We start from the raw sequence: 18,182 nt of genomic DNA on the forward strand, positions 1-18,182 counted from the left end.
GATCAGGAGGCCGCGCGGCCCGCGAGGAGTTGCTCGATCACGACCGCCACGCCGTCGTCGTTGTTGGCGACCGTACGGCCCGACGCGGCGGCGATGACGTCCGGGTGGGCGTTGCCCATCGCGTACGACCGGCCGGCCCAGGTCAGCATCTCCACGTCGTTGGGCATGTCCCCGAAGGCGACGACCTCCTCGTGCGAGATGCCTCGCTCGGCGCAGCACAGGGCGAGGGTGCTGGCCTTGGAGACGCCTGGTCCGCTGAGCTCCAGCAGGGCACTGGGGCTGGAGCGGGTGACGTTGGCCTGGTCGCCGACGGCCAGGCGGGCGAGGGTGAGGAAGGCGTCGGGGTCGAGGGAGGCGTGGTAGGCGAGGATCTTCAGTACGGGCTGGTCGGCGTCGGGGCCGTCCGGAGCGAGCAGTTCCTCGGCCGGCAGGAGGTTGTCCGGTATCTCCATGTGCAGCTTGGGATAGTCCGGCTCCTGGTGGAAGCCGTAGGTCTGTTCGATCGCGAACACCGTGCCGGGTGCCGCCTCGCGCAGCAGCAGGGCGGAGTTCAGGGCGTTCTCCCGGGCCAGCTCGCGCACCTTCACGAAGCGGTGGGCGCCGGGGCCGCCGTGCAGGTCGACGACGGCGGCGCCGTTTCCGCAGATGGCCAGGCCGTGGCCGTGGACGTGATCGCTGACGACGTCCATCCAGCGGGCCGGGCGGCCGGTCACGAAGAAGACCTCGATGCCGGCCTCCTCGGCTGCGGCCAGCGCGGCGACCGTGCGGGGGGAGACCGACTTGTCGTCGCGCAGCAGGGTGCCGTCGAGGTCGGTGGCGATCAGCCGCGGGGGTACGGCGGCGGCAGGGGTCCCGTGCTGTCTGGTCGCTGAGGTCACCGGCTCATTCTCGCGCATATGTCCGCACGCCCGTGCGGGGCTCCGCACGGGCGTGGAGGGCGGGGATTCCGCGGGCGTCAGCGCAGCTGGGCGAGGGCTTCCATCGCGATCCGCTCGAAGACCTTCTGCTCCGCGGCGAAGTCGGAGTCCGGGATCGGCCAGTGGATCGCGATCTCGGTGAAGCCCAGCTCCTGGTGCCGGCCGGCGAAGTCCACGAAGGCGTCCAGCGACTCGAGGGGCCGGCCGCGGTCCGGGGTGAAGCCGGTCAGCAGGATCTTGTCGAGGTCCGCCACGTCCCGTCCGGTGGCGTCGCAGGCCTCGGTCAGCTTGGCGATCTGGCCGCGCAGCGCCTCCACGGACTGCTCTGGCGTACCGGTCTCGTACAGCTTCGGGTCGCCGGTGGTCACCCACGCCTGGCCGTGGCGCGCGGCGAGCTTGAGCCCGCGCGGGCCGGTGGCCGCGACCGCGAACGGCAGCCGCGGCCGCTGCACACAGCCGGGGATGTTCCGCGCCTCGTGGGCCGAGTAGAAACGGCCCTCGTGCGACACGGAGTCCTCGGTGAGCAGCCGGTCGAGCAGCGGCACGAACTCGGCGAGCCGGTCGGCGCGCTCGCGCGGGCTCCAGGGCTCCTGACCGAGGGCGGTGGCGTCGAAGCCGGTGCCGCCGGCGCCGATGCCCAGGGTGATCCGGCCGCCGGAGATGTCGTCGAGGGAGATCAGTTCCTTGGCGAGCGTCACCGGGTGCCGGAAGTTCGGAGAGGTGACCAGCGTGCCCAGGCGCAGCCGCTCGGTGGCGGCCGCGGCGGCGGTCAGGGTCGGGATCGCGCCGAACCAGGGGCCGTCCCGGAAGTTGCGCCAGGACAGATGGTCGTAGGTGTACGCCGTGTGGAAACCGAGTTGCTCGGCCCGTGTCCAGGCCGAACGACCGCCTTCGCTCCAGCGGCGGTAGGGCAGGATCACGGTGCTCAGACGCAGACTCATGGATCCGAGGGTAAGCGGCCTCACGGGTAACCCCGGAAACGGTCACCGTATGCGCCGGCGCAGCCACGGACCGAGCAGGAACGCCGGTACGTGCTCCTGTGGGCGCGGTCGCCGGGCAGCGGGACCACCAGGCGGTGGCCGGGCGGGAAGCGGCGGGTCCGGACGTGGGCGAGGCCGCCGAAGACGGAGCGGAGGAAGGCGGCACGTCGTCGCGCGCGATGTCGTGGCACTCGACGCCTTCGACGGTGATCAGCGCGTCGTCCTCCGAGCAGAGGTGCACGTCCACCCGCGGCAGACCGCCGAACGCGACGTGGGCCTCGTGCGGCAGGGAGCCGTCCGGGTCCGTGGTGACACCGACGCCCGCGGCGCTACGGCGCGAGGTCATGTCCGCGCCGATGACGTGGGTCACCTCGATCTCGCGTCCGTGGTGGGCCGCGAGGGCGCGCAGGGCGGTGACGGCGGCCTGGGTGGTGGGCAGGTGTTCCGGCGAGTGGTCCATACCGCCGATTCCCTGTCACCGGTCACGGTGCGGGGCGTCAGCGGCGGCCGGGCAGCCGCAGGTAGCCCGGTGGGACGGCCTTCGTCAGCCAGACGCCGTTGGCGCTGACGTGGAACACATGGCCGTCGCGGTGCATGGCGCCGGCGTCCACGGTGAGCACCACCGGGCGGCCTCGGCGGGCGCCCACGCGGGTGGCGGTCTCACGGTCGGCGGAGAGGTGCGCGTCGTGCCGGTTCATCGGCCGCAGGCCCTCGGCCCGGATGGCGTCCAGGTTGCGGGCGACGGTGCCGTGGTAGAGGTACGGCGGCGGGGTCGCCGGGGGCAGGCCGAGGTCGACCTCCACGCTGTGGCCCTGGCTGGCCCGGATCCTGCCGCCCTCGATCACGAAGCGCCGCTTGTCGTTGGTGGCCACCACGTGGTCCAGTTCCTCACGGGTGAACCGGAACCCGTGGGCGGCGGCCGCGGTGATCAGCGTGTCGATCCCCACCCAGCCGCCCGGGTCCAGTGCGAGTCCGATGCGCTCGGGCTGATGGCGCAGGTGCTTGGAGAGGTACTTCGACACCTTGACGGTGCGTCTTTCGTCCATGGCTCCAGCGTGCGCCAGAGACGCGGATCACGCAGTCGGTTTTTCGCCCGTAGGTTTGGTCCACAACCAAGTCGGGTTATCCACAGGTGAATTGACGAAACTGTGGACAACTGGTGCTGGTTTTAAGGAGGTTCGCCAACCTTCTTAGCTTTTACAGTGGTTGTAGCAAGTTCATCCAATGCTCGTGCGTGCACTTCCCGTTCGGCGGCCAGGGCGATGAAGGCAGCGACGCGCTCGGTGCCAACCAGCGCTTCTACGTCCTCGATCGTCCCGGTGGGAAGCGCGACCGTACGCGTGTCCGACCGGGGTTCCGAGGGGGCGCCGGAACCGAGGTGCGAGCGAAGGTGCCGGGTGGCGAAGACCCGCATGGCGCGCGCGAGTTCGGCGTCCACGGTCTGCTGCGCCAGGGGGCGCAGCCGGCGGATGAGCGAGGCCGCTTCCGCCGCGTGCGCGTCCGTGCGGTGACCCGGATCGTCCAGGTAGCGCGCGAAGACGTACTCGGTGGTGAACTCCAGGAAACGGGCGGCGATATGCTCCACCTGGCCCCTCAACTCCCGCAGATGACGCGAGATCGCTGACAGTGGCACCCCCGCAGCGTGCAACTCGGCCGCCACGGACAGTTCTTGGGGGCTCGGAACGAGAAACGTGTCCGCGTCGCCGTCGATCCGCTCCAGCACGCCGAGCTCGACCGCCTCGGCCACGGCGGCGTCGTCGGGCCCCCCGAAGCGGGCGTCCAGTTCGGTGCGGGTGATCCGGTCGGGCCGCTCGTCCGTCCAGGGGCCCTCGACCTCCGCGACCAGGCCGAGGACACCGCCCAGGCCGCGTCCGGTGTCCCAGGCCTCCAGGAGTTCCCTGATCGAGGCGAGGGTGTAGCCGCGGTCCAGGAGGTGGGCGATCTGGTGGAGCCGGGTGACGTGGGCCTCGGAGTAGAGGTTGGCCCGGCCATGGCGCTCCGCGCGGGGAAGGAGGCCGCGGTCCTGGTAGGCGCGGATGGTCCGCACGCTGGTGCCGGTCCGGTGGGCCAAGTCCTCGATGCGGTAGGTGTGGTGGGACGGGACTCCGGTCATGTTCCGCCTCCTCGACCGGTGCCGTGCGCGGCGGCCGGCCGGAACCGGACCGCCCGCCGCCGGCTCACAGCTTGGGTTCCACCCGGGCGATCCGCCGCAACACCCCCGGCAGGAAACGGGACATGAGATGGGCGCCGCGGGCCTCAGGGGTGACCGGGACCACCGCCCTGTTGCCCGCCACCGCGTCCAGGATCGCCTCGGCGACCTTCTCCGGCGGGTAGTTGCGCAGCCCGTACAGCCGGGCCGAGTTCTTCTGGCGGCGCCGCTCCTCCGCCTCGTCGACACCGGCGAAGCGGGCCGTGGAGGTGATGTTGGTGTTGACGATGCCCGGGCATATCGCGCTCACCCCGATGTCCTGGCCCGCGAGTTCGGCGCGCAGGCACTCGGAGAGCATCAGCACGGCCGCCTTCGAGGTGCTGTAGGCGGGCAGGGCGCGTGAGGGCTGGAACGCCGCCGCGGACGCGACGTTGACGATGTGCCCGCCCTGACCGCGCCCGGCCATGCGCGCCCCGAAGAGCCGGCAGCCGTGGATCACGCCCCAGAGATTGACGTCCAGGACCTTGCGCCAGTCCTCCGTCGTCGTGGCGAAGAAGGACCCCGACAGCCCGATGCCGGCGTTGTTGACCAGCACGTCCAGCACGCCGTACTCCCGGTGCACCTTCTCCGCGAGCTTCTCCATGGCCTGCTCGTCGGAGACGTCGGCCGTCTCGGCCCAGGCCTCGGGCGCGCCGACCAGCCGGGACAGCTCGGCCGTGCGGGCCGCGGACTCCGTGTCACGGTCGACGGCCACCACGCGTGCGCCGGCCTCCGCGAACGCGAACGCCGTCGCCCGGCCGATGCCGCTGCCCGCGCCGGTGACCAGGACCAGCTGCCCGCCGAAGCGCTGGGCGTGGCGCCCGGCGGTCCTCGGCTCGGGACGGCCGCCCTCCACGGAGGTGACGAACTCCGCGATCCACGCGGTCACCTGGTCGGGACGCGTGCGGGGGATCCAGTGCTTGGCCGGCAGAGTGCGCCGGGTCAGCCCGGGCGCCCACTGCTCCAGGTCGTCGTACAGCCGCTCCGAGAGGAACGCGTCCCCCTGGGGGGTGATGAGCTGCACGGGCGCGTGCGCGTACGCGTCGGGACGCGGCCTGCGCAGCCGGGCGCGGACGTTGTCCCGGTAGAGCCAGGCGCCGTGCGCCGCGTCGGACGGCAGGGACGCGGTCGGGTAGTCCCCACCGGGGACCCGCTCGACGCGCTCCAGGATCTTCGGCCAGCGTCTGCCGAGCGGGCCGCGCCAGGCCAGCTCCGGCAGGACGGGGGTGTGCAGCAGGTACACGTACCAGGACTTGGCGCCCTGGCCGAGGAGCTGTCCCACCCGGCGGGGCGTCGGCCGCTTCACGCGCGCGTTGATCCAGTGACCGAAATGGTCCAGGGACGGCCCGGACATCGAGGTGAAGGACGCGATGCGGCCCTCCGTGCGGCCCACCGTGACGAACTCCCACGCCTGCACCGAACCCCAGTCGTGCCCGACCAGGTGCACCGGCCGGTCCGGACTGACCTCGTCCACGACCGCCAGGAAGTCGTCCGTGAGCTTGGCGAGGGTGTAGCCGCCGCGCAGGGGTTTCGGCGCCGTGGAGCGGCCGTGGCCCCGGACGTCGTAGAGGACCACGTGGAAGCGGTCCGCCAGCCGGGCGGCGACCTCCGACCACACCTCCTTGCTGTCCGGATAGCCGTGCACCAGCACCACGGTCGGCTGCTGCGGGTCGCCCAGCTCGGCGACGCACAGCTCGACCCCGCCGGTCCGCACCCAGCGCTCCCGCGCACCTGTCAGCGTCACTTCTCCTCCGCCCAGCGCCGCACGTGCGGCAGATCGTCGTCCAGCCAGAACGCGCTGTCCTCCGGGTCCCGGGAATCCGTCACCACCAGGATCTCCTCGAACTTCGCGCCGGTACCCCGGAAACCGAGGTGCGGTTCGACCGCCCACAGGCCCGGCCGCGGCGGGTGGTCGGAGAAGCGGTACGGCGACCACAGCGGCGACCAGCCCTCGCGGTGGCCGTGCAGCGCGTCCGCGACGAGGCCCTTCAGGGACTGCGTGCCGAACCCGAAGAGGTGGGGCGACCAGCGGCGCTGCGCCACCCGGTCCACCTTGTGGGCGATCACCCCGAACGGGTAGGCCCGGTGCCGGTTGGTGTAACCCTGGCGCACCATGAGCCGGTCCACGTCCTCGTAGATCTCCCGCAGCGGGCGCTTCTCGCGCACCTCGCGCAGGATCAGCTCGCGGTGCGCCTCCAGGTCGGCCATCAGCCGGTCCTGCACCGGGTTCACCCCGAGCGAGCCCGAGTAGCCGATGTCCGCCGTGTATCCCTCGTACACCGGGGCCATGTCCAGGATGAACGGCATCCCGGGCTCCAGCGCGCGGTCGGTCGGGAAGAACTGCAGCGGGATGCGGAAGTTCGCGAAGGCCGTGCGATCGCCGAACCAGGCGAACGGGAGGTGGAACCAGTCCCGCACCCCCCGCTCGCGCAGCCAGGCACGCTGCATCCGCGCCGCCTCGCGCTCGGTCACGCCCGGCTCCAGCCGCGCCGCGACCGCCTCCGCGCACTCGTAGGCGAGGCGCTGCACCCGTCTGAACCCCCGCAACTCCGCGGAGAGTCCGCTGCTCACTGCCGTCGTCATGCCGCCCCGTCCCGTCGACTGCGGTACGCGTCCGTAACTTGACACTGGTGAATGTGACAGTTGTTAGAGTCGGCGTCAATAGGCGGGGTGCGGCTGTGGACGGCCGCGGGGGCGGTCAAAGGCCGAGCCCTCCCCCGGGGGGACCCCTAGGGCCCCGTAATACCTGGGTCTGACGCCGAGACGGCTCTGAGGTCTGACGACCGCGGTGGTCGGGGTCACTACCTTCGAGGGGTGACTGTGATCGCGACCGAAAGCCTGAGCAAGCGGTTCCCCCGGGTGACCGCGCTCGACCGGCTGTCCATGGACATCGGAGCCGGTGTGACCGGACTCGTCGGGGCCAACGGCGCCGGCAAGTCCACCCTGATCAAGATCCTGCTGGGTCTGTCCCCCGCCACGGAGGGCCGCGCCGAGGTGCTCGGCCTCGACGTCGCCACCGAGGGCGCCGCCATCCGGGAGCGCGTCGGCTACATGCCGGAGCACGACTGCCTGCCGCCCGACGTCTCGGCCACCGAGTTCGTCGTCCACATGGCCCGCATGTCCGGTCTGCCGCCCACCGCCGCGCGCGAGCGCACCGCGGACACCCTGCGCCACGTCGGCCTGTACGAGGAGCGCTACCGCCCCATCGGCGGCTACTCGACCGGCATGAAGCAGCGGGTGAAGCTGGCCCAGGCGCTCGTGCACGACCCGCAGCTGGTCTTCCTGGACGAGCCGACCAACGGCCTCGACCCCGTCGGCCGCGACGAGATGCTGGGCCTGATCCGGCGCGTCCACACCGACTTCGGCATCTCGGTCCTGGTCACCTCCCACCTGCTCGGCGAGCTGGAACGCACCTGCGACCACGTCGTCGTCATCGACGGCGGCAAGCTGCTGCGCTCCAGCTCCACCACCGACTTCACCCAGACCACGACCACCCTCGCGATCGAGGTCACCGACAGCGACTGTCACCCCGACGGCACCCGCGCGGTCCGCGACGAGCTCCACGCGCGCGGGGTCGACACGCACGCCGAGGCGGGCGGACTGCCCGGGGCCGGGCACATCCTGCTGCTGACCGCCGAGGGCGACGCGACGTACGACCTCGTCCGGGACGTGGTGGCCGACCTCGGCCTCGGCCTGGTGCGCATGGAGCAGCGCCGGCACCACATCTCCGAGGTGTTCAGCAGTGACGAGCAGCGGAAGGAGGCCGTCGGCCATGGCGGTTGAGCATCCCCTGGCGACGCCTTCCGGCGACCAGACCCGTATCCACGACATCGGCTACCGCGGCTACGACGGCCCGCGCCTCGGCCGCTCCTACGCCCGCCGGTCCCTGTACTCGCAGTCCCTGCGCGGTGCCTACGGCCTCGGCCGCTCGGCCAAGTCCAAGGTGCTGCCGATGCTGCTGTTCGCGGTGATGTGCGTGCCCGCGGCCATCATGGTGGCCGTGGCGGTGGCCACCAAGGCGCACGAACTGCCGCTGGCCCACGCCTACACCCGCTACGCGCTCGTCATGCAGGCGGTGATCAGCCTGTACGTCGCCGCGCAGGCCCCCCAGTCGGTCTCGCGCGACCTGCGCTTCAAGACCGTCCCGCTGTACTTCTCCCGGCCCATCGAGACCGCGGACTACGTCGTGGCGAAGTTCGCGGCGCTGGCCTCGGCGCTGTTCGTCCTCACCGGTGCCCCGCTGCTGGTGCTGTACGTGGGCTCGCTGCTCGCCAAGATGGGCTTCGCCCACCAGTCCGGGGAATTCGCCCAGGGGTTGGTCTCCGTGGCCCTGCTCTCGCTGCTCTTCGCCGGCATCGGCCTGGTCATCGCCGCCGTCACCCCGCGCCGCGGCTTCGGCATCGCCGCCGTGATCGCCGTGATGACCATCTCCTACGGCGCGGTCTCCACCCTCCAGGCCATCGCCGACGTCCAGGGCAGCAGCGGTGCCGTCCCCTGGCTCGGCCTGTTCTCGCCGGTCACGCTGATCGACGGCGTGCAGTCCACCTTCCTCGGCGGCAGCTCCGGCTTCCCCGGCGGCACCGGCCCGTCCGGCGGCGAGGGCGTGGCGTACGCCCTGGTCGTCCTCGGTCTGATCGCCGCGAGCTACGGCCTCCTGCTGCGCCGCTACAAGAAGGTGGGACTGTGACCACGCCCGTCCCGTCGCCCGCCACCAACCTCCCGAGGAACGGGCTGCGCCCATGACCACTCTCACCATCGACCACGTGTCCCGCTGGTTCGGCAACGTGGTGGCCGTCAACGACGTCACCATGACCATCGGCCCCGGCGTCACCGGCCTGCTCGGCCCGAACGGCGCCGGCAAGTCCACCCTGATCAACATGATGGGCGGCTTCCTCGCCCCCTCCACCGGCTCGGTGACCCTGGACGGGAAGCCGGTGTGGCGCAACGAGTCCGTCTACCGGCACATCGGCATCGTCCCCGAGCGGGAGGCGATGTACGACTTCCTCACCGGACGGGAGTTCGTCGTCGCCAACGCCGAACTGCACGGACTCGGCGCCAAGGCCGCCGGGCGGGCCCTCGCCACCGTCGAGATGGAGTACGCGCAGGACCGGAAGATCTCGACGTACTCCAAGGGCATGCGCCAGCGCGTGAAGATGGCTTCCGCGCTGGTCCACGACCCCTCGCTGCTCCTGCTGGACGAGCCGTTCAACGGCATGGACCCGCGCCAGCGGATGCAACTGATGGACCTGCTGCGGAAGATGGGCGACGAGGGCCGCACGGTGCTGTTCTCCTCGCACATCCTGGAGGAGGTCGAGCAACTCGCCCGGCACATCGAGGTGGTCGTCGCCGGACGGCACGCGGCCAGCGGCGACTTCCGCCGGATCCGCCGCCTGATGACCGACCGCCCGCACCGCTACCTGGTGCGCTCCAGCGACGACCGCGCCCTAGCGGCCGCGCTGATCGCCGACCCGTCGACGGCCGGCATCGAGGTCGACACGGCCGAGGGCGCGCTGCGCGTCCAGGCCGTCGACTTCGGCCGCTTCACCGCCCTGCTGCCGAAGGTCGCCAGGGACCACGGCATCCGGCTGCTCACGGTCTCGCCGTCCGACGAGTCCCTCGAGTCCGTGTTCTCGTACCTGGTCGCGGCGTAGGAGGCCGAAGATGTACGACCCCACCGTCGCCCGGCTCACCTACCGGGCCCTGCTGGGCCGCCGCCGGGCCCTCATCCTCGGCGCGCTGCCCCTGCTGCTCATCGTGATCGCGGTCGCCGTGCGCGCTCTGACCGGAGCCGACGACCAGACGGCCTCCGACGTGCTCGGCGGCTTCGCCCTCGCCACCATGGTGCCGATCATCGGCGTCATCGCGGGCACGGGCGCGATCGGCCCGGAGATCGACGACGGCTCCGTCGTCTACCTGCTGTCCAAGCCGCTCAAGCGGCCCACGATCATCTTCACCAAGCTCATCGTGGCCATCGCCGTGACCATGGTGTTCTCGGCCGTGCCGACCCTGATCGCGGGACTGATCCTGAACGGCAACGGCCAGCAGATCGCCGTCGCCTACACGGTCGCCGCGCTGGTCTCCTCCATCGCCTACTCGGCGCTGTTCCTGCTGCTCGGCACGGTCTCCCGGCACGCCGTGGTGTTCGGGCTGGTCTACGCCCTCGTCTGGGAGGCGCTGTTCGGCTCCCTGGTGCCGGGAGCGCGCACGCTGAGCGTCCAGCAGTGGTCGCTGGCCGTCGCCCACAAGGTCGCCGGCGGGGACATGGTGACCTCCGAGGTGAGCCTGACGACGGCCACCGTGCTGCTGGTGGCCGTCACCGTCCTGGCCACCTGGTACGCCGGCCAGAAGCTGCGGTCGCTGAAGCTCGCGGGCGAGGAGTAGGCCGCCCGCGGTCTTGACGGGGACTTCACTCGGGGCCGGGCACACTGGGCGAATCGGACACACGGCTGGGAGGCCGCAGATGGGTGAGGAGATACCGCAGCGCGAAGGGCGGGAGCGGGCCGAGGCCGCCTGGGACGACATCGTCCTGGACGAGGCCTTCGTACGCGCCGCGGAGTCCTCCGAGCCGTCCGCCCGGGCCCGGATGCTCGCCGCGCGCTGGCGGGCGGAGGGACCGCAGCCGCAGCCCTGGCGCTCCGACGGGCCGCCGGCCGGCTGGTTCTTCAGCAAGGCCCGGCGGCGCGGACGGCGCCGTCGTTAGCGGCGCTCCGGCAGCCCCCGGCTAATTCGGTGGCGCCCGACTCGGCGGCGGGGCAGAGTGGTTGTGGCCCGTCCGCCGGGATCGTCCCGGCGCCACGCACTGGGAGAGGAGATGGGCGATGTCCATGCACGGCAGTACGCCCAGCTCCCGACAGGGCAGCCCGAGGCCGGCTCCGGAGTGATCGCCACTCCTCCGTGACGCCCGTGGAGCTGCCCGGGGCGGCCGCTTCGAGCACGCGATGTCCGCATCCGCGTGGGCCGCCCACCCGGAGGATTGGCCGAGTGGTAAGGCACTGGCTTGCTAAGCCATGGTCGGGTCCGAAAGGCCCGCGCACGTTCGATCCGTGCATCCTCCGCAAGACGTTGTCACCTGACCCGGCCGGCTCGCCGGCCGGGGGATCTCAGGCCAGCAACCGCTCCAGCACCACCGCGATGCCGTCGTCCTCGTTGGAGGACGTCACCTCGTCCGACACCGCCTTGAGTTCCGCGTGGGCGTTGGCCATGGCCACGCCGTGGGCCGCCCAGACGAACATCGGGACGTCGTTGGGCATGTCGCCGAAGGCGATCGTGTCGGCGGCCTTCAGGCCGAGGCGGCGGGCGGCGAGCGACAGCCCGGTGGCCTTGGACAGGCCGAGCGGCAGCAGCTCCACGATGCCCTCGCCCGCCAGGGCCACCGTGACGAACCCGCCGGCCGTCTGCCGGGCGACGGCCGCCAGCTCGTCGTCGCCCAGCGTCGGATGCTGGATGTAGATCTTGTTCAGGGGCGCGGTCCAGAGGTCGGACGCGTCCGTGAACGGAGTCGCCGGGAGCCGCCCGGTGACCGCGTATCCCGGCCCCACCAGCACTTCGCCGTCGAGACCGTCACGGCTGGCCGCCAGGTACAGCGGGCCCACCTCGGCCTCGATCTTGGCGAGGGCCACCCCTGCCAGCTGCCGGTCCAGGGTGACCGAGGTCAGCAGGCGGTGCGCCCCGGCGTCGTAGACCTGCGCGCCCTGGCCGCAGACGGCGAGGCCGTCGTAGCCGAGGTCGTCCAGGATGTGCCGGGTCCAGGGGACGGCCCGGCCGGTGACGACGATGTGCGCCGCGCCCGCCGCGGTGGCCGCGGCGAGCGCGTCCCGGGTGCGCTGCGAGATCGACTCGTCGGAGCGCAGGAGCGTCCCGTCGAGGTCGGTGGCGACGAGCCCGTAGGGGAAGCTCACCGGGTCACCGGCGCCAGGACCTCCCGGCCGCCCAGGTACGGGCGCAGGACCTCGGGAACCCGGACCGAGCCGTCGGCCTGCTGGTGGTTCTCCAGGATGGCCACGATCGTGCGCGGTACGGCGCACAGGGTGCCGTTGAGCGTGGCGAGCGGCTTGACCTGCTTGCCGTCGCGAACCCGGATGGACAGGCGGCGGGACTGGAACTCGGTGCAGTCCGAGGTCGAGGTCAGCTCGCGGTACTTGCCCTGGGTCGGGATCCACGCCTCGCAGTCGAACTTGCGGGCGGCGGAGGCGCCGAGGTCGCCGGTCGCGACGTCGATGACGCGGAACGGCAGCTCCAGCGAGGTCAGCCACTGCTTCTCCCACTCCAGCAGGCGCTGGTGCTCCGCCTGGGAGTCCTCGGGAGCGACGTACGAGAACATCTCGACCTTGTCGAACTGATGCACGCGGAAGATGCCCCGTGTGTCCTTGCCGTGCGAGCCGGCCTCACGGCGGAAGCAGGGCGAGAAGCCCGCGTACCGCAGCGGCAGCCGGTCGGCGTCGATGATCTCGTCCATGTGGTAGGCCGCCAGCGGCACCTCGGACGTGCCGACCAGGTAGAGGTCGTCCTTGTCGAGGTGGTAGACGTCCTGGGACGCCTGGCCGAGGAAGCCGGTGCCCGCCATGGACTGCGGGCGGACCAGCGCCGGGGTGAGCATCGGCGTGAAGCCGGCCGCGGTGGCCTGGGCGATGGCCGCGTTCACCAGGGCCAGCTCCAGCAGGGCGCCGACGCCGGTGAGGAAGTAGAAGCGGGAGCCGGAGACCTTGGCGCCGCGCTCGACGTCGATCGCGCCGAGGATCTGGCCGAGCTCCAGGTGGTCCCGGGGCTCGAAGCCCTCGGCGGAGAAGTCACGGATGGTGCCGTGCGTCTCCAGCGTGGCGAAGTCCTCCTCGCCGCCGACGGGCACGTCGGGGTGGACGAGGTTGCCGAGCCGGAGCAGCAGCTCCTGGGTCTCGGCGTCGGCCGCGTCGCGCTCGGCGTCGGCGGCCTTGACGTCCGCCTTCAGCTGCTCGGCGCGCTTGAGCAGCTCGGCCTTCTCGTCGGCGGAGGCCTTGGGGATCAGCTTGCCGAGCTGCTTCTGCTCGGCGCGCAGTTCGTCGAAGCGGACGCCGGAGGACCTGCGCCGCTCGTCGGCAGACAGGAGGGAGTCGACGAGCGCGACGTCCTCTCCACGGGCGCGCTGGGACGCGCGCACACGGTCGGGGTCCTCACGGAGCAGGCGAAGGTCAATCACGGGGCCCAGGCTACCGGTGCGCGGTTGCCGCTCACGAATCCCTATTCCGGAGAGTTCAGATACGCGGCTTACGTTCCGTTATGCGCTAATTGCCGAGCGTGTCAAGGAAAAGTGTCTCACTCCCTGGGACGGGGCATGCCTCGGGCGCCCGGTTGACTGGATTTCCTTGTGGGGAACGGGACTTGGGATGTGCGTTGTCCACAGGGATCCACACCCCCGGAAGGGTTATCCACAGGCTGTGGGGAAGGTCTGTGGACGTCGGAATTGATCACTCCGGAAGCGTCGAACGGATGGAAGAATTCCCGGGTCAAACCCCATCCACACCCACTTTCGGGTGGAAACCGGTCGCCCCAAAAGATGAACCATGGGAAACGGGTGGACGAAGGGTGACTCATGCGCTGGTGACACCGCCTGGGGGCCGTAGGGCGATTTGTCGACCGAACGGCACTTCCTTGTCGACTTGTCCCCAGGTCGAGAAGGGCACCTGTGGATAACACCTGTGGATAACGATGATCCGCAGGTACGACTGGCTAGAAGCGGCCGTCCTGGCAGCGCGCCACCCAGTCCGCCGCCGCCGTGAACTCCTCGTCCGAGGTCCCCGGAAGCGTCGGTCGGGCCTCGGCCGGGGTGATGTCGGCACGCGGATAGGAGCCGAGGAAACGCACCTGGAGACAGATCCGCTTCAGACCTCTGAGGGCCTCCGCCATCCGCCGGTCGGAGATATGGCCCTCGGCGTCGATGCAGAAGCAGTAATTGCCGATACCGGCACCGGTGGGCCGGGACTGCAGCAGCATGAGGTTGATGCCGCGCGAGGCGAATTCACCGAGCAGGTCGCGCAGGGCTCCGGGATGGTCGTCGCGCTGCCACAGCACCACGGAGGTCTTGTCGGCGCCGGTCGGCGCCGCGGGCCGGGCGGGGCGGCCGACCAGCACGAACCGGGTCTGGGCGTTCTCCGCGTCGTGGATCCCCGTCTCCAGGGCGCGCAGCCCGTAGCGGGCGGCGGCGAACTCGCCCGCGAAGGCGGCGTCGTAGCGGCCCTCCTGGACCAGGCGGGCGGCGTCCGCGTTGGACGCGGCAGACTCCCAGGTCGCGTCCGGCAGATGAGTGCGCAGCCAGTTGCGTACCTGCGGCTGGGCCGCCGGGTGGGCGGAGACGGTCTTGATGTCCGTGAGCTCGGTGCCCGGCCGGACCAACAGCGCGAAGGTGATCGACAGCAGCACCTCGCGGTAGATGGTCAGCGGTGCGCCGGCGACGAGTTCGTCCAGGGTGGTGGTGATGCCGCCCTCGACGGAGTTCTCGATCGGCACGAACGCCGCCTCGGCCTCACCGGCGCGGACGGCGTCCAGCGCGGACTGCACCGACACGTACGGGATCAGCTCCCGGGTGGCCGCCTCCGGGAGCGTCCGCAGGGCGACTTCGGTGAAGGTGCCCTCGGGGCCCAGGTACGCATAGCTCGCTGGCATGTCCTCACCCTAACGGCGGCACGGCGGCCCGTCGCCTCCGTCTCACGACGGCCACCCGACCGGGTGGTTTGAACGCGGAACGGCCCCGGGTGCACCGCTGCCTCGCGTATCGGAACGCCCTCCGGGCCGCCGCGGACGTGCGTGCCGGCTCATCCCTCCAGCAGCCGCTGCCCCACGTACTCGCCCTTGGCCGCCCCGCCCGGCACGGCGAACAGCCCGCTCGCCTCGTGCCGGATGTACTGCGAGAGCGCGTCGCCCCGGTCGAGCTTGCGCTGCACCGGGACGAAGCCGCGCAGCGGGTCGGCCTGCCAGCAGACGAACAGCAGACCGGCGTCGGGCGTGCCGTCCGCGTCGATGCCGTCGTGGTAGGAGAACGGGCGCCGCAGCATCGCCGCACCCCCGTTGCGGTCGGGCCGGGTGATCCGCGCGTGCGCGTTGACAGGGACAAGGTATTCGCCCTTGGCGTCCGTCTTCTCCAGGTCCATCTCGGTCGTCTCGTCGCCCCCGGACAGCGGCGCCCCGTCGGCCTTGCGGCGCCCGATGACCTGCTCCTGGGCGGTGCGCGACAGCCCCTCCCAGTCGTCCAGCAGCATGCGGATGCGGCGTACGACGGCGTAGGAGCCGTTCGCCATCCAGGCGGGCCCGGTGGTGGAGGGCACGAAGATCCGCTGGTCGAAGTCGGCGTCGGCCGGCCGGGGGTTGCGGGTGCCGTCGAGCTGGCCCATGAGGTTGCGGGCCGTCATGGGGTGGGCCGTGGCGCCCGGAGAGCGGTTGAAGCCGTTCATCTGCCAGCGCACCCGTGCGGCCGACCCGGCGTCCTTCTGGATCGCCCGCAGGGCGTGGAAGGCGACCAGGGCGTCGTCCGCGCCGATCTGCACCCACAGGTCGCCGTCGCTGCGGGCCTTGTCGAGGTGGTCGGAGGAGAAGGCCGGCAGCGGGTCCAGCGCGGCCGGCCGCTGCTTCTCCAGGCCCGTCCTGCCGAAGAAGCCGTACCCGAAACCGAAGGTGACCGTCAGCGAGGAGGGCCCCGCGTCACGGGCCACGTCGGTGTCGTCGTGCGGGGCGGCCTCGCCCGCCATCAGCCGCTCGGCCGTCGCCGACCAGCGGCGCAGCAGGGCCGCCGCCTCCTTGCGGCCCGCGCCCGGCGCCAGGTCGAAGGCGACGAGATGGCCGCGCGCCTGGAGCCCCTCGGTGATACCGGGCTGATGTTTCCCGTGAAACACCGCCCGGTCGGTGCCCACCGAGGTCAGCGGAGTGGCCCCGGCGGGCGCGGCGGCGTAGCCCACTGCGCCGCCGGTCGCGCCGAGCACGAGCCCGGTGGCGCCGGCGGTGCCGAGCAGGGCACGCCGGGAGACGCCCCGGCCGGTGCCGGGGTCGCCGGCGGGCTCGCGCACGGCGGACTCGGGCGTACGGGCCTCGGGGAGGGACTGGTCGGGCATGGTGTCGTTCAGCCGATCTGCGCGTTCTTGGAGACGGTCACCTGGTCGATGTCGGAGGTCCGCACGGTCACCGCGATCTTCCAGTCGCCGGCCATGGGGATCTGCACTGCGCTCGCCGACCAGTGGCCGGTGGTGATGTGGTCGGGGTTCACGGGGAGCGGGCCGATCTTCTTCGCCTCCAGGGTGAAGGAGACCTTCACCTCGGGGACGTCGAAGGCCCGGCCGTTGGGCCGCTCGACGTAGACGTGCATCTCGTTGCCGCCCACGCGCGCGGGGTCGAGGTCGATGCGCGCGACGCCCTTGCCGTCCGTGCCGCCGGTGTCGAAGGGCATGTCCAGGGTGAGCGCACCGGACGCGGGGGAGGACGGGGACGACGAGCGGGCCGACGCGGACGTGGCGGCCTCGGCCTGCTGCTCGGTGCGGCCCGGCTCGGTCTGCGTCAGCACGGTGGTGACGGCGAGCAGCACGACCGCGACGCCGGCCTCGGCGAGCACCGAGCGGCGCAGCCCGAACCGGTTCGGGTCGGCGTCCCGCAGCCGCTTGCGCCGGGCGGCGTCGGCCGCGGCCCGCTGCCGGGCCAGCTGTGCGGCGCGCCAGGAGTCACCGGTGCCCTCACCCTTGTCGCCCTCGGCGCCCGCGTCCCCGCCGGCCGGCCCGTTCGCGCCGGAGGACTGCTCGGCCGGTGCCTTCACGGCCGCCCCGGCCGAGGCCTTGGCGGCCGGGGCGGCCGCCGCGGAGGCGACCCGTTCCTTCCGCGGCCGGTCGGCCCCGGCGCCCGTGCCCGTGTCGGCGAGCCGCGCGGTCCACCGCCGCGAGACCGCCGCGACGCCGACGAGCAGCGCCACCAGGCCGATCTTGACCAGCAGCAGCTGCCCGTACCGGGTCTCGGTGAACGCCGACCAGGAGCCGAGCTGCCGCCAGGACTGGTAGACGCCGGTGACGACCAGCGCGAGGACCGAGCCGAAGGCCAGCCGGGAGAAGCGGTGCACGGCGGCGGCCTCGACCGGCGTCTCGGCGGGCGCGCGGTACAGGGCGGCCAGGAGCGCGGTGAGACCGCCCAGCCAGCCGGCGACGGCGAGCAGATGGACGACGTCGACCGGCATGGCGATGCCCGGCTGGAGCCCGACCGAGGCGTGCTCGGCCATGGCCCAGCTGGAGGCGAGACCGGCCGCGACGACCGTGCCGCCGACGGCGAGCCCGAAGGTCAGGTCGCGCTTCTCCTCGCCCTCCTCCCGCCGGGTGTACGCGCCGAAGAGGACGGCGACGAACAGCGCGGCGGCGGCGAGCAGCAACAGCCGGGAGACCAGCGCGGCACCGGTCTTGGTCTGGAGCACCTGGCCGAGCAGATCGAGGTCGGGGACGTCGGCGAGCTTGCCCGAGGTGGTGTACGCGCCGCGCAGGAGCAGCAGCCACAGGGTGGCCGCGGTCAGCGCCAGCCAGCCGCCGACGACCAGCCGCTGCAGGGCCCGTACGCCCGCGCCGCGCCGCCAGCAGGCGAGCACGAAGGCCGCGCCGCCCGCGAGCACGATGAAGCCGGCGTAGGACACGTACCGTCCGAACCCGTAGAGCACACCCACGGTCCCGCCGCCCGCGGCCGGCCCCGCGTCGGAGACCACGGTCGCCGAGGGCGCCCCGACGGAGAAGGTGTAGGCCCCGGCGACGGGGTGGCTGTCGGCCGAGACGACCTGGTAGGCGACCGTGTAGGTGCCTTTGGCCAGGCCGCTCTTGAGCTGCACGGCGTAGGTCGTCCCGCTCACGTTGGCGGGCGTGCCCGTCTGGACCGGCCGGCCCTTCGGGTCGAGGACCCGCACGGAGTCCCCGGTCATCGCGACCGTCTCGGAGAAGGTGAGCGACACCTGGCTGGGCGCCTTCTTGACCACCACCCCCTGCGCGGGGTCACTGCCGGTCAGCGCCGCGTGCGCGGAGGCCGGTCCGGCGCCCGCGAGCAGCGCGCCGGTGACGGCGAGCAGCAGCAGTACCAGGGTCCGCAGGCGGGGGGTGATGGTCCGCGTCAAGGTGGTCC

16 protein-coding genes, 1 tRNA gene and 1 pseudogene are annotated in these 18,182 nt (G+C 72.0%); 6 read left to right on the forward strand and 12 right to left on the reverse strand.

All coding sequences use genetic code 11. From position 1 onward, the window contains the following. Positions 1–2: 2 nt before the first annotated feature. The 7 genes and pseudogenes from BLW57_RS20290 to BLW57_RS20320 all read right to left on the reverse strand — a co-directional run bounded on the left by BLW57_RS20290 (position 3) and on the right by BLW57_RS20320 (position 6,668). The gene (locus tag BLW57_RS20290) at positions 3–896 is read right to left on the reverse strand and encodes an HAD-IIB family hydrolase (protein ID WP_176985663.1); all 894 of its coding nucleotides are present in this window, start codon (positions 894–896) and stop codon (positions 3–5) included. Positions 897–955: 59 nt separating this feature from the next. Continuing rightward, positions 956–1,858 (reverse strand): LLM class flavin-dependent oxidoreductase, encoded by a 903-nt coding sequence (locus BLW57_RS20295; protein ID WP_093476337.1) that lies wholly within the window; start codon positions 1,856–1,858, stop codon positions 956–958. 42 nt (positions 1,859–1,900) lie between these two features. Next, a pseudogene (locus tag BLW57_RS42390) lies at positions 1,901–2,357 on the reverse strand (hypothetical protein). 37 nt (positions 2,358–2,394) lie between these two features. Then, positions 2,395–2,943, reverse strand: a complete 549-nt coding sequence (locus BLW57_RS20305) for an RNA 2'-phosphotransferase (RefSeq protein ID WP_093476338.1) — start codon at positions 2,941–2,943, stop codon at positions 2,395–2,397. Positions 2,944–3,065: 122 nt separating this feature from the next. After that, a complete protein-coding gene (locus BLW57_RS20310; RefSeq protein ID WP_093476340.1) occupies positions 3,066–4,010 on the reverse strand; it encodes a MerR family transcriptional regulator in 945 nt (314 codons plus the stop codon). Between the two features lie 64 nt (positions 4,011–4,074). Continuing rightward, the gene (locus tag BLW57_RS20315; protein ID WP_176985664.1) at positions 4,075–5,829 is read right to left on the reverse strand and encodes an SDR family oxidoreductase; all 1,755 of its coding nucleotides are present in this window, start codon (positions 5,827–5,829) and stop codon (positions 4,075–4,077) included. After that, positions 5,826–6,668: a M24 family metallopeptidase gene (locus BLW57_RS20320; protein WP_093476341.1), complete on the reverse strand. Its 843-nt coding sequence runs from the start codon at positions 6,666–6,668 to the stop codon at positions 5,826–5,828. The genes BLW57_RS20315 and BLW57_RS20320 overlap by 4 nt, the downstream gene beginning before the upstream one ends. Before the next feature lie 237 nt (positions 6,669–6,905). Between BLW57_RS20320 and BLW57_RS20325 the strand changes: the two genes are divergently transcribed. The 6 genes from BLW57_RS20325 to BLW57_RS20350 all read left to right on the forward strand — a co-directional run bounded on the left by BLW57_RS20325 (position 6,906) and on the right by BLW57_RS20350 (position 11,140). Continuing rightward, positions 6,906–7,868, forward strand: a complete 963-nt coding sequence (locus BLW57_RS20325; protein ID WP_093476343.1) for an ABC transporter ATP-binding protein — start codon at positions 6,906–6,908, stop codon at positions 7,866–7,868. Further along, on the forward strand, positions 7,858–8,772 hold the full coding sequence (locus BLW57_RS20330) for an ABC transporter permease subunit (protein WP_093476344.1): 915 nt from the start codon (positions 7,858–7,860) through the stop codon (positions 8,770–8,772). Before BLW57_RS20325 ends, BLW57_RS20330 begins: the two co-directional genes overlap by 11 nt. A gap of 52 nt (positions 8,773–8,824) precedes the next feature. Then, entirely contained in the window at positions 8,825–9,736 is a 912-nt protein-coding gene (locus BLW57_RS20335) for an ABC transporter ATP-binding protein (protein WP_093476346.1), read from the forward strand. A gap of 10 nt (positions 9,737–9,746) precedes the next feature. Further along, entirely contained in the window at positions 9,747–10,466 is a 720-nt protein-coding gene (locus BLW57_RS20340) for an ABC transporter permease (protein ID WP_093476347.1), read from the forward strand. Positions 10,467–10,545: 79 nt separating this feature from the next. Next, a complete protein-coding gene (locus tag BLW57_RS20345; protein ID WP_093476349.1) occupies positions 10,546–10,785 on the forward strand; it encodes an SGM_3592 family protein in 240 nt (79 codons plus the stop codon). A gap of 267 nt (positions 10,786–11,052) precedes the next feature. Then, positions 11,053–11,140 (forward strand) — tRNA-Ser (locus BLW57_RS20350). 45 nt (positions 11,141–11,185) lie between these two features. On the opposite strand, the gene BLW57_RS20355 is transcribed toward BLW57_RS20350, so the two are convergent. The 5 genes from BLW57_RS20355 to BLW57_RS20375 all read right to left on the reverse strand — a co-directional run bounded on the left by BLW57_RS20355 (position 11,186) and on the right by BLW57_RS20375 (position 18,174). Beyond that, positions 11,186–11,983 (reverse strand): HAD family hydrolase, encoded by a 798-nt coding sequence (locus tag BLW57_RS20355; RefSeq protein ID WP_093476350.1) that lies wholly within the window; start codon positions 11,981–11,983, stop codon positions 11,186–11,188. Continuing rightward, entirely contained in the window at positions 11,980–13,257 is a 1,278-nt protein-coding gene (gene serS, locus BLW57_RS20360; RefSeq protein ID WP_073887185.1) for a serine--tRNA ligase, read from the reverse strand. Before serS ends, BLW57_RS20355 begins: the two co-directional genes overlap by 4 nt. A 530-nt stretch (positions 13,258–13,787) precedes the next feature. Beyond that, entirely contained in the window at positions 13,788–14,720 is a 933-nt protein-coding gene (gene pheA, locus BLW57_RS20365) for a prephenate dehydratase (RefSeq protein ID WP_093476352.1), read from the reverse strand. A gap of 149 nt (positions 14,721–14,869) precedes the next feature. Then, positions 14,870–16,159 (reverse strand): iron uptake transporter deferrochelatase/peroxidase subunit, encoded by a 1,290-nt coding sequence (gene efeB / locus BLW57_RS20370; protein ID WP_093476353.1) that lies wholly within the window; start codon positions 16,157–16,159, stop codon positions 14,870–14,872. An 8-nt stretch (positions 16,160–16,167) separates the two neighbouring features. Continuing rightward, positions 16,168–18,174, reverse strand: coding sequence for a copper resistance CopC/CopD family protein (locus tag BLW57_RS20375; RefSeq protein WP_093476355.1), 2,007 nt, complete (start codon positions 18,172–18,174; stop codon positions 16,168–16,170). Between the last annotated feature and the right edge of the window lie 8 nt (positions 18,175–18,182).

This window comes from Streptomyces sp. 1222.5 (assembly GCF_900105245.1).
Lineage (GTDB): Bacteria > Actinomycetota > Actinomycetes > Streptomycetales > Streptomycetaceae > Streptomyces > Streptomyces albidocamelliae.